The organism is Chryseobacterium sp. G0162, assembly GCF_003815715.1.
In the GTDB taxonomy this organism is placed as follows: domain Bacteria; phylum Bacteroidota; class Bacteroidia; order Flavobacteriales; family Weeksellaceae; genus Chryseobacterium.
Window position 1 is genome coordinate 374,469 of sequence record NZ_CP033922.1, and the last position, 26,971, is coordinate 401,439.

A 26,971-nucleotide genomic window follows, 5' to 3' on the forward strand; every position below is an offset into this window, starting at 1 on the left:
AAAAAAACAAACATGAAAAAAAACTCAGGCCAGTCAAAATTTCAGAAAAGAAAAAAAACCGCACTGATTGTACTGGGAATAGTGGTCGTTATAGCCCTTATTTTCCCATTTTTGCTGAACCTTTATCTTAAACACAAATTACCTGACCTCATCAATGAGAAAACCCCATATCAGATAACCCTTAAGGATTTTGATATGAATCTCTTCAAGGGCGATATTTCGGCCCATACCATAACTATAAAAACCAAACCGACCCATGATTCTACCGTGGCCAGGATATCTGGAAATATTAAAAGTCTTCAGGTTGAAAACTTCGGGATATGGAAAGCTATTTTCAATAAATCCTACAAAGTAAATACCGTTAAACTTATTGACCCGAACATTCAGATGGCTCTCGGCAAGTCTAAAAATAAAAAAGATTCAGCACAGAAGAAGGTAGACTTCGGTATTGAAAATATCCTCATAAACAATGGTAATATTTCCGTAAAACAAAGTGATAAGAAAGATCTTTTTACCGGTAAAAACATCAATATCAAGCTTACGGATATCCGCCAGAGCCAGGATGTTTCCAAAATACCTGTAGTCTTTAAAGATTTTAAGATCGATGCCCATGATGTGCTAATCACTGTCAATGATTTTTATACCATTTCTGCAGGTAAGATCGATGCGAAAAACAAGCAGCTGAATATTTCGGCGTTTCACCTGAAGCCTGTGGAAAGTCCTGCCTTGTATAATGCTAAAAATGTATTCGATCTGAAAGTAAGCCAGCTTTCCGCTGAGAACTTCATTATTGACCAGGACTCCCTCATCATTGATAAAACCAGGTTTGTCCAACCTCAGCTGACCGTCACCTCTACCGATAAAAAGACAGTAAAAAAAAACCCGAAAGAAGTCAATCTGAAAATCGGAATCAAAGACCTGGATCTACAGAAGGGTTCTGTGCTGATACAGCAGCAGGATAAAACAAAAACAGCTTCCATAGAGAACTTCCACGTGAACCTCAAAGATATTGTCTTTGATAAAAATACGGTGAAAGAGAAAGTACCTTTTGCATTTTCTACCCACAATGTTGAGCTTGAGGATATTTATTTCAAGGTAGACCCTTTACAGGCGGTAAGCGTTAAAAACATCCGTTCTGACAATGCTGATATTTTCATTAATAATGCACAGTTCCAGGCAATTGGAATCAGCAGTACAAAAGATGTTTTCAACATTAAAACAGAGAAAATTGAGATCCTTAACAATACTTCAAAATTTGCAGGGCAGCAACTGCAGCTTAAGCTGGATGCCATCAATGTATATGCTCCCGATATCCAGATCATTGCCGCCGCTCAAAAGAAGAAAACTGCTTCTAAAAAACAAGGTCCTACCCCTAACCTGACCTTACATCTCGGAGCACTGAATGTAATTAACGGAACGTTCAGTCAAAAACAGCAGGGCATTCAGAAAATGAAGGTTGGAAATTTTAATATCAACCTGAATACTATTACCACAAACAAAGACATCCTGAAAGAGACGATTCCTTTTCATAGTGAAAATCACCTGATCACTGCCAAAGCCATTGATATGGATGCCGGAAAATATTACCGGCTGAAAGCAGATCATATAAAAAACTCAGGCAAGAAAACCAATATCGGTAATTTTGCTTTTCTTCCCAAATACTCAAGAAAGCAGTTCAACAGGATGATTGCTGTAGAGGAAGATCTTTATACAATCAAAGCGAAGTCAATCAACATAACGGATAAAAACTCGGTAATAGGCGGAAAAACAAGTATAGACCTGGATCATATTGTTCTGGACGGGATAGACTGTAATATTTATCACGATCTTGCGCCACCCGATGATAACAGTGCCCGTTATATGTTCAGCAAAAAACTCCGTGACGTCAAATTCCCGCTGTATATAAGACAGGTAGATATTAAAAATTCAAAGCTGGCCTATGAAGAAATTGCGGAGAAAGCACAGATTCCCGGGAAAATCACGTTTGAGCAATTTAACGCAAAAATCTCTAACGTAAACAGCGCCAAAATGAAAGGAAAGCCTACCATTGTGAAAGTAGACACTGACTTTAAATTCTTTGGAGATGCTCCTACAGACGTCCACTGGCAGTTTGATGTGGCCAATAGAAATGATGATTATACCATCAACGGAACCATCAAAGATCTTTCGGTAGATAACGCCAATCTCTTTGTAAGGCCTTACCTGAATGTAACACTTGACGGGAAAATTCATTACCTGAAATTTGATTATAAAGGAAACAGCAGTAAAATAGGAGGAAATTTTTATTTTAAATATACTGATATGCATGTTAACTTCATGAATAAGAATACAGGAAAAGAGAGAAAGCTGCTGACCGCCATCGCCAATATCTTTGTGAAAAACGATTCCAAAGGGGAGCCGGATCATGTGGAAGTAGAAAAAGAGCGTGACCCGAACAGAAGTTTTTTCAACACCTTATGGCAGGGTATTATGGAAGGGCTTAAGAAATATCTGATTTAATGTAATTAGGAGTTTATTTTAGAAGTATATCATTTCCTAATTTATCACATCAGAATTGTTCATTCTTATTTCACTCAACAATACAATATTGATAATTTCATAAACAATTAAAAATGTGTTTATTAAAAATAAAATCAATATATTAGATTATTGATTTTAATAAAGATCAAATAATAAAAAACTTAATAACACCTAAATTCTAAAAACCATGAGAAAACTTTTAAAACTTTCGGTAGCCCTAACCTTATTTTTTTCTATTAATGCCTGTCAAGAGGATCAGGAGTCAAAGATTTCTAAAAACGAAATCCCAGCCGTTGCAGTAACCAATAAATTTGGTGTTTCTGCTGATTTTGCGCTAAACCCTTATGATAATGCAGGTAAAGTTCATAATGAGATCCTTCAAAAAGTAGTAGAAAAATGGGATGAAAATTTGACAACGGATGATTATATTAACATTTCCAGAGAGGAATTTTTCAAGTTGTATCCTGGGGAGAATCCAGAGATATTCTTCCCCAACATAAAAATTAAAAGCATTTTGGAGGATTCGGACAATAATTATGCTACTGTTCTTAATAATCCAAACCTTAGCCCAGTGGTAAGAAATCAGATGTCCATTTTTATAAAATTACTAATAGATTTTGAAGCAACCAACAATAATGATTATGCCGCTTTAAAAGAAACAATAATCTCTTTTGAAACCTCAATTATCAATAACAGTGCGATTAATGATAAAGATAAAGCAAGTATTTTATCCGTAACTTCTATTGGCAGACACTCTGCCTATTTTTGGAATACTATCTATTTGGATGCTTTAGCTAATGGCTATTCACCATCAAGTATCATCGCAAAAAAACCTTGGTGGAAATGGGTAGCAGTAGGTCTGGCTGATGTTGCAGGTGGAATATCGGGCGGTGCAGCAGCAGGAGCTGTATCGGGCGGTGTAGTTCTTATAGGGGGTGCAATAGCCGGTGCAGTTGGAGCAAGTGCTGGTGCATCATCATTAGTAGATTGGATCAGTCCACCTAAAGAAGCATCCCGTCAATACACTATGACGATCACCCATTAATGAACATTCCGGCTTTTCCTTAAAAGCTAAAACATTCTTTGAATCTTTGATTACGATTTTTAAGAATAAATATCAATGGATTTGTGGCTGATTCGTGACTATTTTGAAATTAAGCTTAATAAGCAGGTTTTCTTTCGGATGCTTATATTAAAAGGTTCGAATCCCTCATTCTCCGCAGAAATAAATAAAGCCACTGTATCCCAGCGGCTTTATTTGTTTTTTTATTATTATTTAATTTCCAAGATCAAAGCTTGATATAGTATGAAAGGCATCTATTTCTGTATTTTTTTCACCTTGAAAAGTATCATAATTAACGACTAATAATTTTCCTTTATAGATAATAGTTTCACAAGGATTATCCAGTTTTCCATCAGAACCGTCAGCATTGTCGTTTTTCCAAAGTAAAGAAATTGTATTGGTATCTAAGTTCAGTTGATATACGCTGTTATCATCATAATTGGCAATAAAAATTGAATTCCTTTTTTCATCATAAAAAAATCCATCACAGCATCTTAACTGATCTGAGTCAAAAACTATTTTATTCGATACTACTTTTCCGTTCTTGTCAAATTCCAGTTTATTAATAACACCATCTCCAAAATTTCCTGCGTACAGATTTCCTTTCTTATCAAAAGCAATCCCATCAATTCCTATCGTTTTTTTAGTAACTTCTGGTTTTAAAGTAAAAGTTGCAATAATGTAATTTTTCTTGTTAGCTGAATCTAAAATGATATTTTTAGCATTTAATTGCTTCAATGAGAAACTGTAAATTCCGCTTTCTCTTCTGTTTTCAAATAAAGCATCTGTAATATAGACCCTGTCCTTATACCATCTTACAGCTTCTCCAAAATTAAATCCTTCAACCAAAACTTCGGCCTTTAAAGGTTTTCCGTCTTTTACAATAACTCTAATCAATCTTGAAAAATTTTCTTTTCCAGTAAAAAACTGATTATCCATTAGATATAAATTTCCATCGGGACCAAATTCCATTCCCATTGGATGTACTTTTTTAGTAATAGGATGCAATGGGAGCCGGTCAAACCAAGTTACGGGTTTATCATTTTCATCAAAAGTTAGAATCTTGCTGCCATATTTATCAAATGAAATGGGGTTTGTGATCGATAAAAATAAATTTCCTTTTTTATCTAAAGCCATTCCGTCGGGCGTTTGGCAGGTTTCTCCCAGATCAGCAAACAGAGTTGGCTGTATGAGTTTAGAAGTTTCGCTGTATATTATTTCTTGTTTGCTCACTTGTGAAAACAAGTTTAAACTATTCATTAGAATTAGAATCAGAATACTAAGTACTTTTTTCATTTCTTTTTAAATTGGGTTTTCATTTACGGATATTAGGTTGATTATATCGTTACTTTAAGCAAATATAGCAGCGTCATTATGGTCCCATTTTATGCGCAGATGAAGAACCCGTTTACGCATTCAAATAAGAGATCTTTACATTTTACCGAATTCATATGCTGAAATATAGTTTTTAGAAGCTAAAACGTACTATTCATATTAATTAATGAACTTTATTCCTATATTTTGTTACTTTGTTGCCGATTAAAATAGAATATGAGCTTTATCAACAGAATTGGCTTAAAAAGAATAGCCCTCCATTGTCTATACTGGATTTTATTTTTGCTGTTTTTCTTTTCAAACAAATCTGACCATGAAGATTCTTATGAATTCATTTTTATTTATTCCTGTAAAATTTTAGCACAAGCCGCCGCCGCTTATGGCTTAATCTATTGGATTATCCCGGAAACATTAAACAAAAAAAAATATTTACTTTTTATAATTTTTGCCTTAGGCTGGATTTATATTGTATTTGCTTTTTTAATGATTTTAAAGTTTTATTATCTCGAACCCCAATTTCCAACTTTCTTCCATGATTGGCCCGGACATACAATGACGGTTATTGAACGTCTTACCTCAGGCAGTCTGATGATAAGGGAGGTTTCTTTTATCACCTATCCTGTTATTATTTTAGGGTTTATTAGCTTTAATCGCAAACAACAGAGACTTTTAAAATTAGAAGAAGAAAAAAAATCAATCGAATTAAAGGTGTTGAAAAATCAGCTGAATCCTCATTTCCTGTTCAATACTTTAAATAATCTATATGCTTTAACCCTAAAAAAAGATGATAGAGCGCCTGAAATAATCGCTAAGCTATCTGAGATCCTAGACTTTGTTTTATACCGCTGCAATGAAGATTATGTTTCTATTGAAAAAGAAATAGCGTTGATTGAAAATTATATTGCTTTAGAAAAACTACGGTATAGTGAAAACAGATTGGATATTTTATTTACAAAAGATATCCAGGAAAGCAATACAATTTCACCTTTGATTCTATTGACATTTATCGAAAATGCTTTTAAACATGGCGTCATTAATGAAACTGAAAAAGCAACCATCAGATTGAATTTAGAAAGCAAGAAAGAACACATTATTTTTAGTATTGAGAACACAAAGCCTCAAAATGAATTGGCTCAAATGACAAACAAATCTAAAATCGGCTTAGAAAACGTCCAGAAACAATTGGATTTATTATATCCCAAAAGACATCAGCTAGAAATTGAAGAAACCCAGCTATTTTATAAAGTCAACCTTTGTTTGAAAAATCAAAACAGGAAAGAACTTTGACAAGGCAGCCAACAGACCGTTCAAAACCATTAAATTAGCTTTTAAATTCCAAAATATTTATCTCAAATGAAACACAGGTGTATTATTGTTGACGACGAACCTTTTGCAAGAGAATTAATTGCTTCTCATTTGGCCAACTTCGAAAATTTTGAGGTAATAGATTCTTTTGAAAATGCATTAAAAGCCTATTCTTTTTTAGAGTATCATTCCGTTGACCTCATCTTTTTGGATATTGAAATGCCTCTAATGAAAGGAAATGATTTTTTGAAAAAACTAAAAAATCCACCTAAAGTAATTCTTACAACTGCTTACAGAGAATATGCGGTTGAAGGCTATGAACTTAATGTGATCGATTATCTTTTGAAGCCCATTACTTTTGACCGTTTTTTTGTTTCAATAGAAAAATTTAAGCAGGTTCAAACTCCCAGGAAAGAAAGTTTTCCAGCGTCTGAAAATCATATTTTCATAACAAGTGGCAGCAAAAATATTAAAATTATCTTTGATGAAATTTTGTATATCGAAAGCCTGAAAGATTACATCACTATTCATTTGGAAAATGGAAAATCACATCATGTAAAACAGAATATTTCGGTTTTTGAAAAATTACTGAATTCTGAATTTATTCGAGTTCATCGTTCTTTTATTATTCAGACAAAAAAAATAACCGCTTATACTAAAAACGAAATTGAAATAAACTCCGTCGAAATTCCCATTGGAATTAGCTACAAGGAAAACTGGCTGAATTATTTGGAAACATTTCTTCTAAAATAGTAAAAATCCGAATCTTATTATTATTTAAAACCCGGTTTTTTGTGATTAAGTATTCGCCTCAGATCCCTCCCAGCCTACAGAAACGAGCAAAAACCTACTGAATATCAATAGGTCTTGCTTTTCTTGTAAGATGATCTATTTTGGTTGCTGTTGGGTTACGCAATGTACCATTCCTCCATTAGCAAAAAGGTTACGGCAGTCAATTCCAATCACTTGTTTATCAGGATATAATTGTTGTATAATCTGGTTAGCAATGATATCATTAGGATCATTATAATTAGGAACCAATACACGGTTATTAGCAATATAATAATTAATATAAGATGCCTTTCCTACATTTTTCCCATAGGTGGTTGTCACGTCATATTTCGTTAAAGGAACTTTCACAAATGTATAAGCAGCCCCATTTTTTTGTGTTGCACTGTAAAGTTTACTCATATCACTGGTTGGAACTTGCCAGTAAGCCAGGTCATCAGTATTCATGGTGATAATAGTAGTAGAATTCGCAAATCTGGCAAACCCGTCAATATGCATATCCGTGATATCAAGGTTGGCTTTTCCATCCAGCCAGATAAATTTTGTAATTCCTAAATTCTTAGTGAAAATAGCTTCTGCCTGCTGCTGGGTCATTCCAGGGTTTCTGTTCTCGTTAAGAATAGAACTTTTGCAAGCCATTAGCACTCCATTTCCATCAATTTCAACACTTCCTCCTTCATTAATCATTACTGAATTAAGATCTACTTTTGGAATTCCATTATCGGCAGCAATTTTAGCAGGAATTGTATTACAGTTGCTATATTGAGCTTTATTCCCCCAACCGTTAAATCCCCAGTCCTGAATAAACAACTTACCATTTTTATCTTTTACATAGATTGGGCCATTATCTCTCACCCAAAAATCATCAGTTGGATACAGTTTAAAGTCGATATTGTTGAGTGATATTCCTGCATGTGTCAACAGTCCCACAATGCGGTCCTTTTCTGTACTGTCATAAGCAATGATATGCACTTTTTCACTTTGTACAAGCTCCTTAGTCATTGCTACCCAGGTAGGATCCAACCGGTTCTGGTAAGTAATACCGTATTGATACTTGTGGGGCCATTGAAGCCAGGTTCCTTCGTGTGGAGCTGATTCCTCAGGCATTTTGTAAACAATGGAAGTTGGGTCAGGTGTACCTGAAGTGGGAGGAACTGGTGTCTCTTCCTGGGAACAGGAAAACATGATAACAGGTAACAATAAGAACATGATTTTCTTTTTTTGCATAGGTGATCTATTTTTTTGATAGGGCAAAATTAGATCGATAAATAGTGTCAAAGTTGTCCAAAATTGACAATCTATTTCAAAGGCAGTAAAATATAAGTCAGTTGTTTCTCCTGATCTTCCATATCATCTGCATACCTTTCATATTTCTCTATGATAGGAGTATGTGAAAACTCAAGTCCGGAATTAAAAATCCATCGGGAATAAATTTTTGTATAAGTCTCATCTATTGTTTCATAGGTTCCGGAATGGATAAAACGAGCATATTGACCTCCCAATATGGGTTTTGAAGGGAGTTTTTTATTTTGAGCTTGTCTGGTTGAACAGGCGTCATATCGGCAGTTTATTTCAGTCTTGATTAAAGGCTCATCTGCTATAATTCCAAAATATTCTGCATCGGAACTGAGAAATTCATTGTGGATAAAGCTTTCCCAGAGCAATTCAATTTCCTCATTGTTATAATAGGTTTGAATACTCTGATAATAGACCTGTATTGGTTTAAGGTATACAATTTCGGGTTCCAGCAAAATGTCAGAGGTTACCGGAATCAGATCTGGTGCACAAAGTAACTGTTGCTTACTTCGTTTCGCTTCTTTAGGAGATATCCCAAAATGCTGTTTAAAAGCTTTTGAAAAGGAAGCGATCGTGGAAAATCCTACTTCAACCCCTATAGATGTAAGACTTTCTTGAGTATAAAGTATTCGTTTATAAGCATTTTCTACTTTCAGCCTTTGTTGAAAAGCGCCTATTGTTTCCCCACAACTATACTTAAAGATACGCTGAATATTTCTATAAGAGTAATTTGATACATCTTCCAAATCTTTTACAGAAATCTGCTGATCAAAATTTTTCTCAATAAAATTGATGACTCTATAAATACAGTTCAGGTTGTCTTCCATAAACAATGGTATTTTGGGAGGTAAATGGTCTGAAATAAATTGCAAATAAAAGAAATAAAATACAATTATAATGGTATAGAAAATTTCTCCTTTACTACAAAAAAAGCCTTAAATTGTTTGATTTAAGGCTTTTTTACTAATGGTATACAAGCTATCAGCTTAATATATCACAGGGTGCTACACAATAGACCCAAGGACATCTTTTTATTCCCGGAGGAGGGCAACATGCTTCTGAGCAGCTTAATGCACCTCCATTGATGCTCTTCAGCTGATCTCTTGAAATTTTTTTACAATTTTTCATAGTCAAGTCAAATTATTAGGTTACACTTAGAATCTAGGGCTGATTTCCGCCGCCACATCCATCGTATGGCATACATTGCCATTTTCCGTTAATCAAACATATTTGGCCACCAGGGCAGTTGATACCACCTTTAATTGTTTTCATTTCCTGTCTGTGGATTTTTTTTAAATTTTTCATACTATTTAGATTTAATGGAAGTCTAAATTAATCAATTTTCCTCAGGTTAAATGAATTTATTTTGATAATATTTCTATAAAATTTACTTTATGTTGTGATTTTTTAATCATATAGCAACTTCTAAGAATGTGAAGAGGAAAAATTAAGTGTTCAATTATGGTCTTTCCATTTCCGTAAAAAAGCTTTAGAAAATCTATTCTAATGCTTTTCCTTTGTGGATAATCTTAAATGCCTTGCCTTATTTATACTCTTAAAATCTTGGTTTCTGACCTCTTCTCAACTATTAATACTATAAACATAACGACTACAAAAGCTGCATACACGTACTGAGTACGAGATACTCCTACGCCATACGGAAACCAGATCCCCTGAACATGAAGAGCTGATACTTCCTGCGAAAATAAGCCTATAGAAACCAGTACTGCAGCAGGCAAATAAATCCAGCCTTTTATTCCCTGCTTTTGAATACTCTTATACAGTGTGTAGATCATTAAGAATACAAAAAACAGCCTTATGTATTGAGATATTTTTTGAAATGAACTATGAGGAACAGATTTGAACAGCCAGGGAAGACCTAAAAGCTGCGAACCTATATACATCAAGGTGAGCACTACACCAATGTTGGCAATCCAGTTTAATTTGGATAATCCATACCAATCTCTCCATGCCATTACCCAAGAAAAAAGGACTAAGGGCATCAGAATTACCGTTGTGACAATGTCAATTCCGTGGGCAGATTCGAATTGAAACCAATAGAAAAAAGCCTGATTAGCGCGTACCAAAGCTAACAAAATCAAAGCAATAATAAACCATAGATACTGTTTGACAGGTTTCAGAACAAAGACCATGATTGCTAATAAAATGAAAAGTATAGGTTCAATAACTTCTACAATATAGCCTTTTATGGTCTGTCCCCATTGATGTCTGTATTTCGCTTCGATACTCCTTTTATCACCAAGCTCCGGAGCAATATGAATTCCTCCTGCATCAGGTAACTGGCTTAATGTAGCTTCACTCATCCACACTCTGAATACAATCGTCATCTGGTCTTCTTTCTTTACACTTTCCGGCAGCACAAACATCCGTGGCTGTATACTGTAAGCTGTGGGAACCGGATCTGAAAAATCTCCCGCACTGCCTAATAAAACTCCGTTAACGAATAATTGATACGCATCATCAACAGCAGGCGGGCCGGCTAAGGCCAGTATATTTCCCTTGACTTGTTTTAACGAAACTTTCATCCGATACCATGCATAGCCTGAATATCCCGAATGACCTCTATGAGTCCAGCCCGAAACGTAACCGGAAAGACCTACATCTCCATCATGTGCTCCAATAGGAGCTGTAAGGTCAACCGTTTCCCATTCCGAATCATCAAAATCATGGGCAACCCATTCCATCTGGTCACCTGTCCTGAATTTCCATGGACCATTGAGGGTTATTATCGTTGGAGTTGAATCTTCTATTAAAGTGGCGCTAGCTTTATATAGGCTATAGGAGCATAACATAACCAACAAAAGCCACAATCTGACGGAAATGCAATTATTTTTAAAATTTGTCATCATCACTAGATCTAGTTTGTTAATTCTCAACAATATAAAAATACACAAATTGATAAATAATACATCAAAATAATGATTTCAACACTTATTTACAATATCATAATAGAATCTTGTGGAAATTGATTATACCAATCCAGAGATCTGATCTGATTCGATTCATAGCATCAGATTCCTGTTGTATGAGGTCGGAAATTCCTTTGTATCTTAAAAACCAATAACCATGTTGTCCTGTAAAATTAGCGTATCGAATTCTGCCAAATTTATGTACATTAGCCTCTTAAAAACATAGCCCTCCTGTAGCACAAATAACTTCAAAACTTTATTAAATGCTACTGGAAAATAATAAACTAATAATAAAATGAAACATGCTATTCTAAGCCCATTGACTCTTCTCAAAAATTCCATGTATACGAGACTTTTTTCAATGAACTTCCTTCTTGTGTTATTTCTTTTTGCAACCACTCCTTTATCAGCAGTTTTACCAAATTTCACGACTAAGAATATAACGTTCAGCAGTGAAGGGATATCGCTTTCAGGAACCATTTTCAAGCCCCAAAATGCTTATGCAGCTGTTGTAATTGTTCATGGGTCAGGGCAAGAAAAAAGAATGACAGAATTCGCAACACTTCTGGCAAACAACGGTATTGCTGTTTTAACTTATGACAAACGTGGTGTAGGTGAATCCGAAGGGGTGTATGCAGGACCTGAGGTGGGTACCAATAATGTAGATGCTTCAAATCTTAATCTATTGTCTTTAGATGCAAGTGCTGCTGTAAATACATTATCTAAGGACTTACAGAATAATAAGATACAGATCGGTCTGATTGGTGCCAGCCAAGCCGGATGGATAATTCCTTTGGCCGCAAAAAAAAATAAGAAAGTTAAATTTATGACGATATTCAGTGGTGCCCTTATTACGGCGAAACAGCAACTTCGCTTTCAATTTTACACCAATGGAAATTCAAATTTTTGGGCTACACATACGGAAGATGATGCACGAATGCATACCATGACTGATCCGGATAGATATGAGTTTACAGACACTGATCCCTGCACTACCCTTGCGGAAATATCAATTCCAGGATTATGGATTTTTGGCAGTAAGGACATACAAGTTCCTGTTAACCTATCCATAGAGCATCTGAATACATTAAAATCCGGTAATAAACAATATGAATATAAGCTATATCCAGCCTTAGGTCATAATACGGCATTTTCAAACTCTAGTGAACCTATTGATTACGCTATTAAGTGGATAGCAAATAGGAAATTATCGAAATAGAAAAATCTAAAATAAAATATTCATATGATGCATTAGTATTTAAAAGTGAATTTCTGCTTTACTAATCTACAAAAAGTTAATAGAAATAAACAACGGCTATTCTTCTACTCTTTTGGAAAAAGCCCTCAAAACCAACAGGCTTATAATAATTAATATAGGTCCAAAGAAGATATTCCCGGCTGATGATCTTGAATTACTAACAAACTCTTCATAATGTTCTTCTGGATGGCTATTCGTTTTCATAGCAGCATAATGACAACAATAGTTCTTAATTTCAATGCAGCTTCTATTTACATGACTGCTCTCTTCAGCTATATCAATTACACTCTCAAGGGATCTCCCCTGCCCGTTAACAAGTTGGAATGTAAACGTTAGAATCAGAACAAAAATGAAAGATAGTCTGCTCATAAAAAAGATAGTCATGGTTATTCCTCTAAAATAGAAAATTTTATGATAAATAACAGCATGTAAAAGAAGGTAAAAATATATTAAAATATTGTCTTACTGCTTTACCTGAAAATTTTTGAAATCAAAAGGAACTTTCTGTACAGACTTTTCATTTTCAATGAACAGTTCAAGAGGAATATCCCCTCTTTCCTTGGTGGTCATTGATTTTTTAATTTTATAAAACTTATAGACAGTCCCCGTTTTAGGATCTTTCAGTGTCATATTGTTGTAGCCAAAATCCAGTTCATCGTTCATCATAGACACCACAGGTACCATCTCATGCTCTTTATCATCTATTATTGCAATGATAAGGTCGTAGTCATTAAAGTCTATCTTTGTATTTTGATTGGCCTTGTAACTAATAAAGTCCTTAAATATCTTATTCGCTATTTCTATAGACACAAGACCAAAATAAAGTCCTGAATTTTTAGCTAGAATACTTTTATCAATAAGGTTCACATCTTTTTTTAAATCCTTTATGTTACCCAGGATAAAGTAGGAATTATTTTCCTTTGAGGGTTTAAAATATTTAACGATTCCTTTAGCATTTACAGTTTTTAGCTGTTCTTTTGGCAGTTCATAACGTATCAGTATGTTAGCTCTTCTATAGATATTCTTTGCATCATGGGTATCAATCAATAGGTTTCCTTTTTTATCCGTGGCTGTAAGGGTATCAAATTTTATTAAATGAAACTTATCACTGGGCTTATTATCCATTTCAAAGCTCAACTCTATAAAGTCAAAAAGCTGAGTAGCCCGTTCAAAAATAATATTTTGCTGAGAATATAAACTTGTGGAAAGAATGATCCCTGTTAAAAGAAATAGTTTTTTCATTTTTAAAATTTAGATTTATACATAGGATACCAATACTGCTGATATGGGTATCAATTTGCTCCAGAACCTGATAACCTTTACCTGTATTCCCCAACCTATTGAAAGTGAAAATATAACAGCTGTATACAAAAAAATATTAATTAAATTTGAGAAACAACTTTAAACTATAACCAGATGAATGATCTTCACAATATAAATACATTAAATCCGGCTTATCAGTATCATAAATAAATTTACATTTTATGGATTTCAAAAAAATAAAATACTTCTTTATTACCTTTTTGATTGCAGGATTTATTTTCACAAAAAACTGGATACCTGTATCTTATCAGATTCGTCCCATCATTGGTTTGATTTTATTAATAGCCTATGCTTATGGAATCTATACCCTGATTTATCGTCCTATCATCCCGGAAAACAAGCTTAAAAAACATTTATTCTTAAGGCTGGGAATTCTGACGCTTTTCCTGCTCAGTGCCACTATTTCTGTGTAGCTTCTTAAAGATCAAAACTCTGGTATGGGAACAGCAAATATACTCTTTTTGGGAATGATGGTCTTCGGCTATGCGATCCTGATCTATGGTATTATTGAATCCCTCTTACTATATACCAAGAAAAAATATGAACAAACCACTATTAACCTGGCTTTGGCCTTAGGGATATATTGTTTTATAATGTTCAGTGGATTATTCGGATTTTAGTTTCTCTGTTCTATTCTTTTCTATGATATGAATATTTTTTGAACAGCTCTAAAAATAAAATCGTAAAATTTCTATGGTCAATTAAAATAATACGTTGTCGTAAGATCGCCGGTAAAATCCGGTCTGTTTTCCTGTTTTTTTGCATTCAGCTCAAAGAGTTTTTCTCCATTTTTATTGCCGGCACGTATTCTTAGTGAAAACCATCCGTTTTCCAGATTCAGCTGTATGCTGTTCTCATCGTTAATTGTTGAAATATCTTTTAAATAACCAATACCTACAACTCTCAGTTCATTATTAGAAGTCTGAAATATCCAGCCATCAGATTGTGCAGCAACTTCTTCATTTCCTAATACCTGATCTTCATTGGCAGAAATACAGAATGAATAAAAACCTTCTTCTACACCTATCACGGGAATGGCAATTCCTGATCTTGTTATTTCATCTCCGTGCTCATTTTCCACAAAATATTTTAGGATATTGTTCCCCGGAAGATTATGATCCTGCAGATATTTCGCTAAAAGCTCAGGACTGTATATAACAAAGCCTTTGAGTTCTGAAAATATTTTCTTCATATTATTTTTATTAGATTGGTTTAAATATTGTTTACCAAAAATGGCTGTATTTCTTTTTCTATTAAAGCTGACAGACCTCATCTTCTGAAAGGATCAACTCCTTATGCTCAATAATCCATGATTATTGTTAAAAATCAATCCAGTTCTGCTCTTGAAAACAAATCTCTTATCACAGCTTCGTCTTCACAAACTTTTTTAAAATCCAGAATAAAATCTTTCAGCGGGCTTTCTTCAGAGGAATAAGCACAGAACATTCCGGCTTCAGGGTCCAATCGTATACTTTCGCTCAGATCCTGCCTTTTCTCATCCAGAAAGACCTGAGCTAACGAGCCCCAGTCATAGCCGCTTCCTTCAAAACCTTCCTCTGCTCTTACCTCAAAGATTTCCTGTTTATAACTTCCCACATCCAGACATACCGAAAAGCTGTTGGCATGTTCTACCCAGAAAAAGGGTTTAATGGTTTCCTTAAAATGATTACTGTCCATATTCTTAGTATTTTATAAGTTTTCTTTTTCGGCATTAACCAATACCCCTGAAACAAAAGTCTCAGAAAATATTAAAAAATGAATTAGCTAATGGATAATGGCAAGCTTTATGAACTGCTGCGGACCAGATGGTACTTTAACAGCTTTTGCTCTTTTCCATTTTTGAATGTTAGGATTTCTCTTTAATTGCCGTCATAGTCTGTAAATTTTAATCGTTATTAATACTTTGTTATTGTGTGATGGTAAAACAAATATAAAGCGGTTATTTATATTCAAAAAATTTTAAAGCACCAATCTGAAAAATTGTAGTAGTTCTACGACTTTTTGACAATAATTCCATCATTTTGGATATATTAAATCCAACAACTCCCTCTGTTTTAAAATAATACAAACAACACAATAAATTGATAAAAATCTTAAATTTTACACTAATAAGAGAAATAATCAACCTTTTTATCTTTATTAAAAAAAATAGTTGCAAATCAACCTTTTGCAACTACTCTTCCTTTACTTATTAGTGGGTTTCTGAAGTTCCAGCACTTTTTTCAGATAAACATCAGACTGGTCCAAAAATTCCTGAAGGGTTGTCCGTATTTCATAATGAGGAATAATTCCCTGCCCTTTTTTCTGATCCGGAAGGTTTTGAGCATCCTGGATCACATGAACGATAGAGAAACCTGTTTGAATTCCTGTATTGGGAAGTTCATACACTAACGGAAGATGTCCATTATGTTCGTAATATCCACCAACCGTTTCTTTTCCAATCACAATCGCATTGGTATAAGATTTTATTAAAGAAGCTAAATGAGACGCAGCAGAAGCTACCCGTTGATCTACCAGAAGATAAATCTGTCCTTTAAAAGTTCTTTCATTAGGTAAGATCGAAGTATTTTTGTCATCTGCCCAATAATATTTTCCCTGGACCTGTTTGGGATAAAGCTGTTTCAGATAAGCATTGATTCCATTTTTATCCTTTACTCCGTTGGAAAGAAAAAGAGGAGTAATCACCAGTTTTTCTTCCATAGGAACTTCATTGAACCAGGTATAGGCGTAATGACTGTCACGAAAAGGTCTTTGAGTAAGGTAAGAGAAAACTTTTTCATAAAGTGCTCCGGTTCCGCCGGTATTTCCTCTCAGGTCAATGATAAGATTTCCTACCTTCTCACGCTCCAGAGTATCCATCATCTGATTAAGGAAAACACTGAATTTTTGGTAAGCCGGATCTTCCTTACCTGTTGCAAAATCAAAACCTCTTACTGACAAACGGTACCTATTCTCACCTTCTTTGGTAAAACTGTATTTTTCAGCCATAAGCTTTTTATCAAGGGTAAGTGAATGCCTTGATTCTTGGAGTTTTTTAAAATTCTCCAATGATATTCCCGACATGGTTACCTCATCAATCCGGCCATTCCATTGATACTTGATATCATATTGTTTATGAGTACCGAATTCTATATAAAATTTATCCAGCATTCCCCTTTCAAAACCTGTTGTTTCCCTATAAGGCATAGAATATCCATCAGAAAAATAATATTGGGAAAAACGATTAATTATCTCTTTTGCAGAGATGCCATTAATAGAAATAATTTCAGCAGCAAGTGGAATTTTATTATCCTTTGAATCCTGCAATAAACGACCATCAATATTTTTCAGCGTGATGGGCAGATATTCCGGCCCTTGTGTTAAATAGTAAGATGCATGATTAGGAAGGTCTGTATAATTATGGCAGCTGCCTTCAAAGCCTGTAACTTTAGCGATTATCTTATAAAAATCAAAAATATTTTTACTGTTAGCGGCTGCTTCCTCTGCCTTTTGATAGATACTGTCTATCTGTTGTTTGCTTCTGTAAACATATAATCCCGAATTCGCCTGTTCTCTGATGGAGCGAAAAATACGCAAATCTTCTACAAACTGAGCTGGCGTGAACTGCCCATTCAGAATAGGAACATTTTTGGACTCAGTGATGGAAATTTTCGAGGCTTTACTTTTTTCAATATAAGATTTACCCCAAATCTTAATTTCATATTTCTTCCCTTTTTCAGGGGTATACAACAACCGTTCTATGCTTTTTATCCCTCTGGAATCATCTTGTTCCTTTATTTTTTTATTATCCATAAACAAAGCGACAGCAACATTGGCATCGCTTGACTGAACGGTTACCCATACCGGTTTCTGAGATTGTGGTGAATATTTTAGGGTATCTCCCGGTTTTAATTCAATATTACTCTGTGCATATACAGAATTTACCAGCAGTAATAAATGGATAATAAAAGGTTTGGTCATTATTAATTTTTGGATGGCAATATACAAATTAACCTTCACCATTTTAATGACCGTAAATCATTGATTGTATTGAGAACTATAACTTAACACTCAAGTCCTGCACTTCTTCTGCTGAAAAGCCAAAAATCTGCGGGGTTTTAATATCTAAAAGATTAAGATAAATATAGAGTTCGGCCCTGTGATGGATTTCATGCTCTACCATCGCTCTAAGCCATTTCCATATAGAAATTGGATTATTTCCGGGGGTCAGGCATTTACGATTAAGATCCTCATCTGAAAGGCCTCTAATAATTTCCAGGGTCTGCCTATGCATTTCATTGAAAAAAAAGATGATATTTTCATACCCGTCCGCCAGCTCTTTTCCACATCCCGCATAAGCACTTTTTCTTCCTGAAATGGTTTCACCATACATATACCTTTCTATAGAAGCGATATGTCTTATCTGGTCCCCAATAGTAAATTTCCCTGGTTTATAAGAAAAATCAAGATGTTCAGGGGGAACAATTTCAATAATCCGATGAGTTCTGGACCTGATTTTTTCATAATAATCAATAAATGATGCTACAGAGGTAATTTCCATTTCAAAAGGTTTATAATCTTTAATAATTATGATTTTCCGTATGGTGAATATAAGAAATCCAGGGACATTTATTTCGTTTCATAACACATATTTACAAATCATATTAAAAAAATCCCTAATAAGTGATTACAAAACTTGCCAGCCTAACAAATAACAAATATTTTAGTTATTAAAAAATGAACAATGATGAAAATATGGCTTTCTATCCTGCTTATTGGAATCAGTTTCAAAACGGTTGTGGCTCAGACTGTGAAAATTGATACTGAAAAACTGCTTGAATATTACGAAACTCAGCGCTACGCAGAGGCCGCTCAATACCTCCAAAGCCTCTACCCTACAGACACACAAGACGCAAAAGCATTAACTCAGATTGCTTATTGCCAGATGATGGCCGGTAAACTTCCGGATGCAGAAAAAAATTATATGAAAGTCAACACACTTCAGCCCAACACTATTCCGGTTCTCTTTAGTCTAGCCAGCATTAGTTCAAGAAGAGGAAATAGTGCGAATACAAAGACCTATCTTCAACAAATCATTCAACTAGACCGTAAAAACTTCAGTGCTTACAAACAAATGGCGACGTATGCAGATACTCCCGAAGCAAAGCTTGAATACCTTAAAAAAGCCCATAGCCTGAATGCTACAGATCCAGATATCGCCTATGATCTGGCCACCGTTTACAGCGGACTCAAACAATTTCAGCCTGCTTATGATGTATTGAAAACCGCCATCGCTGCTGATCCGGAAAATTTCACTTTACAACAGATTCAATTACCGATCACCAACAGATTGGGAAAATATGAGGAAGTGATTGAAACAGGTGAGAAATTATTAAAGGTTCATGCAGATGCCAATATCATGAACGAAATGGGACAGGCCTATTTTTATGTGAAGAATTACCAGCGATGCATTGACCTCTTTAAAATGCTGGAAGATATGGGAATGCAGAATGAAGGGATCTTATATTACATGGCTTTAAGTTACCGGGAACTGAAAGATTATGACAAGGCTGCTATCTATGCACAGAAAACAATTGATGAGGCCATTTCAGACCACACCACTCTTTATTATGCTGCACTGGCAGGGATTTACGAAGCTAAAAAACAGTACAACGATGCGGTAATAGCTTATAAAAGAGGTCTGACCTTTGGAAACAGCAATATTATTCATTATCGTTTGGGACTTTTATATGATATTAACCTGAAGCAGCCTAAAAATGCAGTTACTTATTATCGTTTGTACCTCAAGAACATTCCGGATCAGGAAAAGGAAAAGGAAAAAGAACAGATTGCTTATGCCAGAGACAGGATTACTTTGCTTGCTGTAAAATAGGGTTTCAGATTAAAATAAAATGTAAAGACCAGCCTTAATATACCATTTTCAATTCGTCAAAATACTGGATTTCTGTACGGTTCAACAGTTTTTTGATTTTGAGAGTAGATTTACAGTTTTTTGTAACTTCTGAATTACAGCCGGTATTTGAAAATTTTCAATCAATTGTTCCTATACTTTCACACACTTAAGATCAGTAGGTGAAGTAAAATATTTATGATAATCCAGTTTTTGTATGCTCTTTTGTGACGATAGTCACAAAGATAACTGCTCTTTATACATTAATTTTGCTTTTATAAAACAATCTATATGAGCAATATAAACCAAAATGTGGCAGAGCAATTTATTCAGTACTTGAATGAAGAAGATTTCGATAAGGCAGAAAGCTGTCTTGATCCTGATTTTAAATTTATTGGAGTTTTGGGTACAAGAGAGAAAGCTTCAGTGTATATGAAAGACATGAGGGAGATGAAATTTAAATATCAGATGATAAAGACCTTTACAGCCGATGAAGATACTTGTCTCTGGTATACCATTGATATGGGAAACAAGACTGTAGAGGCTTCAGGATGGTATCAAATCATTGAAGGAAAGATCCATTCCTTTAAAGTATTATTTGATCCAAGACCGCTGCTGAACGATCAGTAATCATCTTTCAAATAGCATATCAACCGTCAACCCTGTTCAAATAAATAGAATGAGATGGGTAATCATTATTCTGAATTAAAGATTTTGAATCCAGAGTAGGTATCAAATGGTTTATGGAACGGACTTTAGTCCGTTTCTTTGTAAATATAAGCTAATAAAGAGTAATCAAAAAATGCCCCAATACCTTTAAACTTGTTAAGTTTTGAACTTCGAATATTGAAACTTATGTCCACCCCACTTTTTTTCTCCAGGATACATATTCCTGATCCCTTCCATCAATTTCCGGAATTTTTTCCGGATCAGGAATCTGATTTATTTCTTTTTCGGATAATGGCAGCAAATTCATTTCCTCCCGTTCTCTGTTCAGGTTTTCTTTATGTTCCACTGGAAATGGGATTCCTCCGGCAATAAGCTGAGTTCCATATTTTTGAGGTTTTCCCTGAAAAAACTGAATCCGGTCATACAAATAGGCTTTATTTTTTAGATTAATGTCATGACTGTATTCCGACATCATCTTGTAACATTCCTTCATAAATTCTGGTTCACCAATGGAATGCTGAATAATAAGCCATGCAGCATCACTTGCTGTTGCCCCAACTTTTGAAATCGTTGGAAACCCTATTTTATCCATTATTTCCCGAAGTCTTTTAGCATTGGCTTTATGAATACGCTCCATTTCCGGATGATATCCTCCTGTTAACTTCCCTTCAGCAGATAGTTTTTCCCTTACTGCAAGATCATGTTCTGCAAGATCTATTAATTCTTTTTCAAATTTGAATTCCATTCTATTCTCAACTAAGGTTAGCGGTCTCTCAAAGCTACAAAAATGACTTTAAGAGATAAGCAACTTTGTATTTTATGAAATATTTTTAACAGTATCAAGAATAAACCTGATTCGTTTTTCTACCGTTACTTTGGGAACTTCAATGAGATGATAGCCAAATTCCCGATAAGTTTTATCCATGCATTCAAAGGTATATTGAGCCACTTCCAGCGTTTGCTTTCTTTCCGGATCATTTTCATAGATTTCTTTCCAGGGCGGAAGGATAAAAACGTTGCCGTTATAGTTCATTTTACGGGCTGTAATTTCCATTTCTTTGGGTACAGGAATCTTTTCCAGCTTCAGATAACCGATAGTATCTACTATTCCCCGATCGAAGAAAACAGGATCTGCACCAGCAATTGAATTCATTTTCTGAAAAGTTTTTACAGAAGCATCAAACATTAATTCAGCAAAAAGCTTTTTATTGAGCCATGGTAAACCTTCCCCATTGGAACTTTGCTGTTCTTTGATAATTCTCCGCCCTTCTTCAGGTACGGTAGTGAAACCAATATCATCTAGCCTGTTCAGCAAGGTTGTTTTACCGGCTCCCGGACCTCCCGTGAGGATATAGAAGTTTTGAACGGTATTATTATTTTTCATTTTTCAAATTGTATTGGGTTTAATCATTAGTAAAGATCAACATTTGATAGGGAGATAAAATCAGAAAAAAGATCTTGCTTTACAAGTCTGTAGATACGAGGAGTGATAAAAAGTAAAATCAGGAAGAAGTGAATGTCCCAACAGACAATGGTTGTAGAAAATCAGAATATTGTAGGGGTAATATTATAGTTCCAATAGAAACTCAATAAAACCTTGAATCTACCGGAGCTCCTACTTGTAAAGATAATTTATTTTTATGAAAATGAAAACTGAAGGATTTATTATTTCTTAGGTGGAAAAGTAATTCCCGCATCCTGAATCAGATCATACCCATACGTCATAATGGTTTCAATAACAGGAATTGCTTTTTTACCTTTCTCGGTAAGGCTGTACTCTACTTTTGGAGGAACAACAGGATATACTTCACGGTGAATCATTTCCTTGCTTTCCAGTTCCCGAAGCTGACTGGTCAACATTTTATCTGTGATATGAGGAATATCCTTTTTCAGCTCACTGAAACGAAGCGGCTTTTCTTGTAATCGCCACAAAATAGGCATCTTCCAGGTACCGCCAATATGACTTAAAGCAAATTCAATAGGCGTATAATACAATCTTTTATCATGGAAAAACTGAGGCATATTATTATTTTTTATCGTTACACTTTCTAAAAGGTACGTATATAACTTTCTAATAGTCTATTCTGCAAATTTGCACAAAAAATTATGAAATCGAAAAGCAATCTTTATGTGCTTGATAGGGAAGCTAAAAGAGGGAGCCTGGATGCTATTTTTCAGCCTGCAATTTCTAATAGACATACAAAAACCCTCGCTTTGGCAAGGGTTTGTTTTTAGTATTGTATTTCAGTTAAAATGATTGGACAGTTATTTATTCCTGCATAATTTTTTTAACTTCATTAAATTCATTTTCAATGATCGTATCAGGCTTATAAGTTAATAAGGAAACGATAATATTGGTGATTAAAGAAAGAATAAATCCAGGGATTATTTCATACCAGTCTTTCAACGGATGCTGAAGATATACCCATGCTAACACCGTAATTCCTCCAACCAGCATTCCGGCCAATCCTCCCTGCCATGTTGTTTTTTTCCATAAAAGAGACAATAAAATCAACGGCCCGAATGCAGAACCAAAACCTGCCCAGGCATTTCCTACCAGATTAAGGATACTGTCTTTAGGATCTAATGATAAAAGTACCGCAATAACGGCTACCAATAAAACGGAAAGTCTGCTGGCAACCAGAAGCTGCTTTGATGTTGCTTTTTTATTCAGGAACGCTTTATAAATATCCTCCGTTAAAGAGCTTGAAGTGACCAATAACTGAGAAGAAATAGTACTCATTACCGCTGCAAGAATCGCTGTCAACAGGAATCCTGCAATAAACGGATGGAATAAAACACGGGAAAAGTAAATAAAAATAGTTTCCGCCTCCGTTTTTGACCCATCGAACTTCATCATCGTTTCTATGTCAAACTTTTGCAGGTAAGCAATTCCTACCAATCCAATTGCTAAAGCTCCGGCCACAGTAAAAATCATCCAGGTAATCCCGATTCTTCTCGCTTTAACCAGGTCTTTTGGTTTATCAATAGCCATAAAACGAACCAAAATATGTGGTTGTCCACAATATCCTAATCCCCAAGCTAATAAAGATACAATGCTCACTGTAGTGGTTCCTCTGAACAAATCCAGATAATTTGGGTCTTTAGCCTCAATGAGTGACAGGGTTTCACCTACTCCACCAATCTGAGTTATAGCTACAATCGGTACAATCACTAAAGCCAATACCATGATGGTTCCTTGTACAAAGTCAGTAAGACTTACCGCCAGGAATCCGCCTAAGAAGGTGTATAAAACTACAACTAAACTTGTTAAAAGCAATCCAACAGTATAATCCATCCCGAAAGCGGATTCAAAAAGTTTCCCACCGGACACCATTCCTGCTGAAGTGTAAAGGGTAAAAAATACCAGAATAAAAATAGAGGAAGTGATCTTCAGCAGATGGTTTTTATTTTTAAACCTGTTTTCAAAAAATACGGGTAATGTGATGGCATTTTGAGCAACTTCAGTATAGATCCTGAGCCTTGGTGCAACAATAATATAATTAAGAAACGCTCCAAGTGTTAACCCTATTGCGATCCATGAGCTGGAAATACCGGACAGATACATCGCTCCCGGAACTCCCATCAGCAGCCAGCCACTCATATCGGCAGCGCCTGCTGACAGTGCTGTTACAGCTGCTCCCATTTTTCTTCCTCCAATTAAAAACTCCTCCGAGTTGCTTGTTGATTTTCTATAAGAATATATGCCTATACCTATCATCAATAACAGATACAACCCCACAGAAATCCCTTCGTATACTTGCATATTATTTTTTTATGAAGCCGAAGATAACCATTTTTTAAAAAATGAGAAGATTTTACCAACAAACAGCATTATACACCAAATACAAAATCTCTACCTAATCAGCCTTAATTCCTCAGCAGGATCTTAAAAGCACCATGCACCTGTCATGGGCTCAATTGCTTTGGAATCTAAATACGTTGTTAAATAATAATTATTTACATCTTCATAATACTTCATTTCTCTTCATTACGAATAATATTTTACTTTATCAGATTCTGAGCTCTTCGCAGGTTGTCGGTTGCCTGTAAAATTTTATTTTTCAGAATAACATTATAATCAGGATTTTTAAGAAGAAACTGATTGACCACCTCCAGTGCTTTTGGATTCTGATAGCTGATGAATGTGGAACGGAGCCAGTTATCCGGGAAAAAGATATCTCCTGTTTTCTGAATTTCCTGTAAGATCTCCAAGGTTTTAGGAAGATAATGAACAGATGTCTGTTGTCTTAACGGATGGTGCAGATAGCCTAATGCGGAACCAACAGCAGATTCATTGGATCTATTTTGTTTTTGCATCAATCCGTTAAAGAAATCGTCACGCACTTTCTGTTCTGATGAAGCAGCCTGCATAATGATCTTAAAACGATTCACCCGATCCGGATTTTTAATTCTACCCAATTGTTCTTGCAACAAATCATTATTATTTGAATTCCTTAATGATAAGGCAAGAGCAAGATTTGTAAAGTCTTCGTCATTAAGCGATACTCCTTGTGGTGGGGTCTGAGACTTCCAGATCGTATACAGATTATCATACGCCTGCTGAGATTGGAAAATACTCTGATATCCATCAAACACAATTTTCTTATTGTTTTTTGCTGTCTGCATCTGTAACGCTTTCCATAGTTTATCTTCCATATTTCCTGATTCTTTCAGTCTGGAATTTTCAGGTAAGAAGTTCCAATAAATAGAAGAAATATATCCGGTAATTAAACGAAGGTTCAGTTCCGTAGTTTCCTTTGGCAACTGTTCTGCAAAAAAGTGCAATAATTCCTGAGCCTTCACTTCTGAGCCGTTCAGCATGTTTTCATATAACGAAATATAGGCGCTGGCACGATTGATCGGATCTTTTACCAGGGAAAAGTTTGATATGATTGTTTTGTCTGTCCTGAAGACTCCATACCCTATTCCCGATGAATTTTGCAGAATAAACAGAGGTTTTCTTTTTCCTTTTAATTCAGAAATATCCTGTTGCTTTCCATCCAGTTTTATATTCACTTTCTCAATTCTGTCAGCGTAAAATAAACTGATCTCAAATTCCTGAGGCCACAATTTCGCTTCTTTTCCATATTCCGGTTTTTGGGATATGGTAAAACGTTCTATTGTATTGCCTTTGTATTTTACATCATAGTCAATCACTGGTCTGCCGGGATCATTCACCCATACCTTATTCCAGCTTTGTAAATCTTTGGGGGTATGATTATCCAGAATGGTGATAAGATCCGGCCAGCTGGCATTGTTGTAAGCATATTTCGTAAGGTATTCATTGACTCCTTTTCGGAAGTCTTCTTCCCCGATCAGCAATTCCAGTTGGCGCATCATAATGGGTGCCTTATTATAGATAATTGGCCCATACATCATTCCTGCATTTTGCAGGTTATCTAAAATCTGACGGATAGGATTCGCTCCCAATGTACGGTCTACAGAATAGGCTGCCGGAAAATGGGTTGTTAAAAATTTCAGATCGTAAATGCTTTTATCTGAGGATGCTCCGGTACTTTTATCTGCCATAAAATTGGCAAAAACCTCCTTCATCCAGACATCATTGAACCAATCCATCGTCACCATATCTCCGAACCAAAGGTGAGCCACTTCATGGGCAATCAGGTTAGAACGGTTATTCAGCTGATTTTGTGTTGCATTTTTATCTAAAAACAATGTGGAGTTTTGAAATAGTATGGCTCCTGGATGTTCCATTCCTCCGAATTGGAAATCCGGAATGGCTGCCATTCCATGCTTTTGGAAAGGATGTTTGATGCCGGTCCATTTTTCATAATAAGCCAGAGAATTTCTATATAGCGAGAAAATAGAGTCCATACTGTTCTTAATTTTTGCAGAATCAGTTTCACGATATAAAATTCTGGAATCCTGCTGACTGATTTTTTCGGTATGATTTTTAAAATCTCCGGCAGCAAAAGAAAAAAGATAAGTAGGAAGCAAATCCGACTGATTAAACTGCAGCGTTTTCTGTCCTTGTTGTACCGTGGTATCTTTCAGTTTTCCATTAGATATGGCACTCCATTTTTCAGGAATGGTTAAGGTCAGTGAATAATTAGCCTTTAGATTAGGCTGATCAAAACATGGGAACATGGTTCTGGCACGATCCGGTACAAATAAGGCATACAGATATCCATCACGTCTGTTTAATGCACCATTTCCTGCCAGAAAATTGAAATTAATCTGGTTGGAACCTGATTTCAGGTATTTGGCATCAATCACCACATGTTCGTTTTCAAGAATCGGCTTTATCGTCTGGCCATTCACCGATACTGATAAAAGCGAAGCAGGGTCTTCTTTAAAATCTATTAACAATGACGTTTCATCCTGTTTTTTATAGTTAAAAGTAAGAACTTCAGTTCCGGAAATCCTTTCCGATTTGCTTTCAGGAATTTTCAGACTGAGTTCATATGTAATCTCACTTAATGTACTTTTTCTAAACTGAGCCAGTTCATACGACACTCCGGATTCAATTTTAGATAATGATTTCGTTTGTGCATGATACCCACTATTAAAAACGACAAGAAATAATGCTAATAGACGTACTTTTTTCATACATCAAATATAAGAATTGG

26 protein-coding genes are annotated in these 26,971 nt (G+C 35.2%); 9 read left to right on the forward strand and 17 right to left on the reverse strand.

Features of this window, described 5'->3' with window-relative positions:
* The first annotated feature begins 12 nt into the window (after positions 1-12).
* Positions 13-2,499: a hypothetical protein gene (locus tag EG344_RS01840; RefSeq protein WP_123908014.1), complete on the forward strand. Its 2,487-nt coding sequence runs from the start codon at positions 13-15 to the stop codon at positions 2,497-2,499.
* A 208-nt stretch (positions 2,500-2,707) separates the two neighbouring features.
* Positions 2,708-3,565 carry a hypothetical protein gene (locus EG344_RS01845; RefSeq protein ID WP_123908015.1) on the forward strand — a complete coding sequence of 286 codons (858 nt, stop codon included), beginning with the start codon at positions 2,708-2,710 and terminating at the stop codon, positions 3,563-3,565.
* A 231-nt stretch (positions 3,566-3,796) separates the two neighbouring features.
* Here the strand turns inward: EG344_RS01845 and EG344_RS01850 are convergent, their stop codons facing one another.
* Positions 3,797-4,879, reverse strand: a complete 1,083-nt coding sequence (locus EG344_RS01850) for a hypothetical protein (RefSeq protein ID WP_123908016.1) — start codon at positions 4,877-4,879, stop codon at positions 3,797-3,799.
* 255 nt (positions 4,880-5,134) lie between these two features.
* Between EG344_RS01850 and EG344_RS01855 the strand changes: the two genes are divergently transcribed.
* On the forward strand, positions 5,135-6,205 hold the full coding sequence (locus tag EG344_RS01855) for a sensor histidine kinase (protein ID WP_123908017.1): 1,071 nt from the start codon (positions 5,135-5,137) through the stop codon (positions 6,203-6,205).
* A 66-nt stretch (positions 6,206-6,271) separates the two neighbouring features.
* The gene (locus EG344_RS01860) at positions 6,272-6,976 is read left to right on the forward strand and encodes a LytR/AlgR family response regulator transcription factor (protein WP_123908018.1); all 705 of its coding nucleotides are present in this window, start codon (positions 6,272-6,274) and stop codon (positions 6,974-6,976) included.
* Positions 6,977-7,111: 135 nt separating this feature from the next.
* Here the strand turns inward: EG344_RS01860 and EG344_RS01865 are convergent, their stop codons facing one another.
* The 5 genes from EG344_RS01865 to EG344_RS01875 all read right to left on the reverse strand — a co-directional run bounded on the left by EG344_RS01865 (position 7,112) and on the right by EG344_RS01875 (position 11,178).
* The gene (locus EG344_RS01865; RefSeq protein ID WP_123908019.1) at positions 7,112-8,239 is read right to left on the reverse strand and encodes an agmatine/peptidylarginine deiminase; all 1,128 of its coding nucleotides are present in this window, start codon (positions 8,237-8,239) and stop codon (positions 7,112-7,114) included.
* Between the two features lie 71 nt (positions 8,240-8,310).
* Positions 8,311-9,135 carry a GyrI-like domain-containing protein gene (locus EG344_RS01870; RefSeq protein ID WP_123908020.1) on the reverse strand — a complete coding sequence of 275 codons (825 nt, stop codon included), beginning with the start codon at positions 9,133-9,135 and terminating at the stop codon, positions 8,311-8,313.
* A gap of 154 nt (positions 9,136-9,289) precedes the next feature.
* Positions 9,290-9,436, reverse strand: coding sequence for a bacteriocin-like protein (locus tag EG344_RS24480; RefSeq protein WP_410493988.1), 147 nt, complete (start codon positions 9,434-9,436; stop codon positions 9,290-9,292).
* Positions 9,437-9,469: 33 nt separating this feature from the next.
* Positions 9,470-9,613, reverse strand: coding sequence for a bacteriocin-like protein (locus EG344_RS23715; protein ID WP_164463846.1), 144 nt, complete (start codon positions 9,611-9,613; stop codon positions 9,470-9,472).
* A 242-nt stretch (positions 9,614-9,855) separates the two neighbouring features.
* Positions 9,856-11,178 carry a hypothetical protein gene (locus EG344_RS01875; RefSeq protein WP_228412837.1) on the reverse strand — a complete coding sequence of 441 codons (1,323 nt, stop codon included), beginning with the start codon at positions 11,176-11,178 and terminating at the stop codon, positions 9,856-9,858.
* Positions 11,179-11,533: 355 nt separating this feature from the next.
* On the opposite strand from EG344_RS01875, the gene EG344_RS01880 reads away from it, so the two are divergent.
* Positions 11,534-12,457, forward strand: coding sequence for an alpha/beta hydrolase family protein (locus EG344_RS01880; protein ID WP_123908021.1), 924 nt, complete (start codon positions 11,534-11,536; stop codon positions 12,455-12,457).
* 96 nt (positions 12,458-12,553) lie between these two features.
* Here the strand turns inward: EG344_RS01880 and EG344_RS01885 are convergent, their stop codons facing one another.
* Both EG344_RS01885 and EG344_RS01890 read right to left on the reverse strand, forming a co-directional pair.
* Positions 12,554-12,865, reverse strand: a complete 312-nt coding sequence (locus EG344_RS01885) for a hypothetical protein (RefSeq protein ID WP_123908022.1) — start codon at positions 12,863-12,865, stop codon at positions 12,554-12,556.
* Between the two features lie 93 nt (positions 12,866-12,958).
* On the reverse strand, positions 12,959-13,738 hold the full coding sequence (locus tag EG344_RS01890; protein WP_123908023.1) for a hypothetical protein: 780 nt from the start codon (positions 13,736-13,738) through the stop codon (positions 12,959-12,961).
* A 242-nt stretch (positions 13,739-13,980) separates the two neighbouring features.
* Between EG344_RS01890 and EG344_RS01895 the strand changes: the two genes are divergently transcribed.
* Together EG344_RS01895 and EG344_RS01900 are read left to right on the forward strand one after the other, a co-directional pair.
* Complete coding sequence (locus EG344_RS01895; protein ID WP_123908024.1) at positions 13,981-14,232, forward strand: hypothetical protein; 252 nt, start codon at positions 13,981-13,983, stop codon at positions 14,230-14,232.
* A gap of 24 nt (positions 14,233-14,256) precedes the next feature.
* Complete coding sequence (locus EG344_RS01900; protein ID WP_123908025.1) at positions 14,257-14,439, forward strand: hypothetical protein; 183 nt, start codon at positions 14,257-14,259, stop codon at positions 14,437-14,439.
* A 77-nt stretch (positions 14,440-14,516) separates the two neighbouring features.
* Here EG344_RS01900 and EG344_RS01905 read toward each other — a convergent pair whose 3' ends face one another.
* The 4 genes from EG344_RS01905 to EG344_RS01920 all read right to left on the reverse strand — a co-directional run bounded on the left by EG344_RS01905 (position 14,517) and on the right by EG344_RS01920 (position 18,359).
* Positions 14,517-15,011: a hypothetical protein gene (locus EG344_RS01905; protein ID WP_123908026.1), complete on the reverse strand. Its 495-nt coding sequence runs from the start codon at positions 15,009-15,011 to the stop codon at positions 14,517-14,519.
* A 134-nt stretch (positions 15,012-15,145) separates the two neighbouring features.
* Positions 15,146-15,496 (reverse strand): immunity 51 family protein, encoded by a 351-nt coding sequence (locus EG344_RS01910; protein ID WP_123908027.1) that lies wholly within the window; start codon positions 15,494-15,496, stop codon positions 15,146-15,148.
* A 507-nt stretch (positions 15,497-16,003) separates the two neighbouring features.
* Positions 16,004-17,779: a S41 family peptidase gene (locus tag EG344_RS01915; protein ID WP_164464372.1), complete on the reverse strand. Its 1,776-nt coding sequence runs from the start codon at positions 17,777-17,779 to the stop codon at positions 16,004-16,006.
* 76 nt (positions 17,780-17,855) lie between these two features.
* The gene (locus EG344_RS01920; protein WP_123908029.1) at positions 17,856-18,359 is read right to left on the reverse strand and encodes a DinB family protein; all 504 of its coding nucleotides are present in this window, start codon (positions 18,357-18,359) and stop codon (positions 17,856-17,858) included.
* Between the two features lie 183 nt (positions 18,360-18,542).
* Here EG344_RS01920 and EG344_RS01925 point away from each other — a divergent pair, with 183 nt between their 5' ends.
* Both EG344_RS01925 and EG344_RS01930 read left to right on the forward strand, forming a co-directional pair.
* Complete coding sequence (locus EG344_RS01925) at positions 18,543-19,691, forward strand: tetratricopeptide repeat protein (RefSeq protein ID WP_123908030.1); 1,149 nt, start codon at positions 18,543-18,545, stop codon at positions 19,689-19,691.
* A 309-nt stretch (positions 19,692-20,000) separates the two neighbouring features.
* On the forward strand, positions 20,001-20,339 hold the full coding sequence (locus EG344_RS01930) for a nuclear transport factor 2 family protein (protein ID WP_123908031.1): 339 nt from the start codon (positions 20,001-20,003) through the stop codon (positions 20,337-20,339).
* Positions 20,340-20,562: 223 nt separating this feature from the next.
* Here the strand turns inward: EG344_RS01930 and EG344_RS01935 are convergent, their stop codons facing one another.
* The 5 genes from EG344_RS01935 to EG344_RS01955 all read right to left on the reverse strand — a co-directional run bounded on the left by EG344_RS01935 (position 20,563) and on the right by EG344_RS01955 (position 26,951).
* Positions 20,563-21,123 (reverse strand): DUF6624 domain-containing protein, encoded by a 561-nt coding sequence (locus tag EG344_RS01935; protein WP_123908032.1) that lies wholly within the window; start codon positions 21,121-21,123, stop codon positions 20,563-20,565.
* 72 nt (positions 21,124-21,195) lie between these two features.
* Positions 21,196-21,762 carry an AAA family ATPase gene (locus tag EG344_RS01940; RefSeq protein WP_123908033.1) on the reverse strand — a complete coding sequence of 189 codons (567 nt, stop codon included), beginning with the start codon at positions 21,760-21,762 and terminating at the stop codon, positions 21,196-21,198.
* Between the two features lie 281 nt (positions 21,763-22,043).
* Positions 22,044-22,400, reverse strand: a complete 357-nt coding sequence (locus EG344_RS01945) for a winged helix-turn-helix transcriptional regulator (protein WP_123908034.1) — start codon at positions 22,398-22,400, stop codon at positions 22,044-22,046.
* A 247-nt stretch (positions 22,401-22,647) separates the two neighbouring features.
* Positions 22,648-24,144: a sodium/proline symporter PutP gene (putP, locus tag EG344_RS01950; protein ID WP_123908035.1), complete on the reverse strand. Its 1,497-nt coding sequence runs from the start codon at positions 24,142-24,144 to the stop codon at positions 22,648-22,650.
* 239 nt (positions 24,145-24,383) lie between these two features.
* On the reverse strand, positions 24,384-26,951 hold the full coding sequence (locus EG344_RS01955) for a M1 family aminopeptidase (RefSeq protein WP_123908036.1): 2,568 nt from the start codon (positions 26,949-26,951) through the stop codon (positions 24,384-24,386).
* Between the last annotated feature and the right edge of the window lie 20 nt (positions 26,952-26,971).

Excerpts from the sequence above, each read along its gene's own strand:
- EG344_RS01945 (WP_123908034.1), bottom strand. The coding sequence starts at position 22,400 with ATGCCTCAGTTTTTCCATGATAAAAGATTGTATTATACGCCTATTGAA.
- EG344_RS01880 (WP_123908021.1), top strand. The coding sequence starts at position 11,534 with ATGAAACATGCTATTCTAAGCCCATTGACTCTTCTCAAAAATTCCATG.
- EG344_RS01855 (WP_123908017.1), top strand. The coding sequence starts at position 5,135 with ATGAGCTTTATCAACAGAATTGGCTTAAAAAGAATAGCCCTCCATTGT.
- EG344_RS24480 (WP_410493988.1), bottom strand. The coding sequence starts at position 9,436 with ATGAAAAATTGTAAAAAAATTTCAAGAGATCAGCTGAAGAGCATCAAT.
- EG344_RS01875 (WP_228412837.1), bottom strand. The coding sequence starts at position 11,178 with ATGATGACAAATTTTAAAAATAATTGCATTTCCGTCAGATTGTGGCTT.
- EG344_RS01955 (WP_123908036.1), bottom strand. The coding sequence starts at position 26,951 with ATGAAAAAAGTACGTCTATTAGCATTATTTCTTGTCGTTTTTAATAGT.
- EG344_RS01905 (WP_123908026.1), bottom strand. The coding sequence starts at position 15,011 with ATGAAGAAAATATTTTCAGAACTCAAAGGCTTTGTTATATACAGTCCT.
- EG344_RS01860 (WP_123908018.1), top strand. The coding sequence starts at position 6,272 with ATGAAACACAGGTGTATTATTGTTGACGACGAACCTTTTGCAAGAGAA.
- putP (WP_123908035.1), bottom strand. The coding sequence starts at position 24,144 with ATGCAAGTATACGAAGGGATTTCTGTGGGGTTGTATCTGTTATTGATG.
- EG344_RS01840 (WP_123908014.1), top strand. The coding sequence starts at position 13 with ATGAAAAAAAACTCAGGCCAGTCAAAATTTCAGAAAAGAAAAAAAACC.
- EG344_RS01890 (WP_123908023.1), bottom strand. The coding sequence starts at position 13,738 with ATGAAAAAACTATTTCTTTTAACAGGGATCATTCTTTCCACAAGTTTA.
- EG344_RS01865 (WP_123908019.1), bottom strand. The coding sequence starts at position 8,239 with ATGCAAAAAAAGAAAATCATGTTCTTATTGTTACCTGTTATCATGTTT.
- EG344_RS01900 (WP_123908025.1), top strand. The coding sequence starts at position 14,257 with ATGGGAACAGCAAATATACTCTTTTTGGGAATGATGGTCTTCGGCTAT.
- EG344_RS01940 (WP_123908033.1), bottom strand. The coding sequence starts at position 21,762 with ATGAAAAATAATAATACCGTTCAAAACTTCTATATCCTCACGGGAGGT.
- EG344_RS01915 (WP_164464372.1), bottom strand. The coding sequence starts at position 17,779 with ATGACCAAACCTTTTATTATCCATTTATTACTGCTGGTAAATTCTGTA.
- EG344_RS01870 (WP_123908020.1), bottom strand. The coding sequence starts at position 9,135 with ATGGAAGACAACCTGAACTGTATTTATAGAGTCATCAATTTTATTGAG.
- EG344_RS01920 (WP_123908029.1), bottom strand. The coding sequence starts at position 18,359 with ATGGAAATTACCTCTGTAGCATCATTTATTGATTATTATGAAAAAATC.
- EG344_RS01935 (WP_123908032.1), bottom strand. The coding sequence starts at position 21,123 with ATGGAATTCAAATTTGAAAAAGAATTAATAGATCTTGCAGAACATGAT.
- EG344_RS01925 (WP_123908030.1), top strand. The coding sequence starts at position 18,543 with ATGATGAAAATATGGCTTTCTATCCTGCTTATTGGAATCAGTTTCAAA.
- EG344_RS01850 (WP_123908016.1), bottom strand. The coding sequence starts at position 4,879 with ATGAAAAAAGTACTTAGTATTCTGATTCTAATTCTAATGAATAGTTTA.
- EG344_RS01845 (WP_123908015.1), top strand. The coding sequence starts at position 2,708 with ATGAGAAAACTTTTAAAACTTTCGGTAGCCCTAACCTTATTTTTTTCT.
- EG344_RS01910 (WP_123908027.1), bottom strand. The coding sequence starts at position 15,496 with ATGGACAGTAATCATTTTAAGGAAACCATTAAACCCTTTTTCTGGGTA.
- EG344_RS01930 (WP_123908031.1), top strand. The coding sequence starts at position 20,001 with ATGAGCAATATAAACCAAAATGTGGCAGAGCAATTTATTCAGTACTTG.
- EG344_RS01885 (WP_123908022.1), bottom strand. The coding sequence starts at position 12,865 with ATGAGCAGACTATCTTTCATTTTTGTTCTGATTCTAACGTTTACATTC.
- EG344_RS23715 (WP_164463846.1), bottom strand. The coding sequence starts at position 9,613 with ATGAAAAATTTAAAAAAAATCCACAGACAGGAAATGAAAACAATTAAA.
- EG344_RS01895 (WP_123908024.1), top strand. The coding sequence starts at position 13,981 with ATGGATTTCAAAAAAATAAAATACTTCTTTATTACCTTTTTGATTGCA.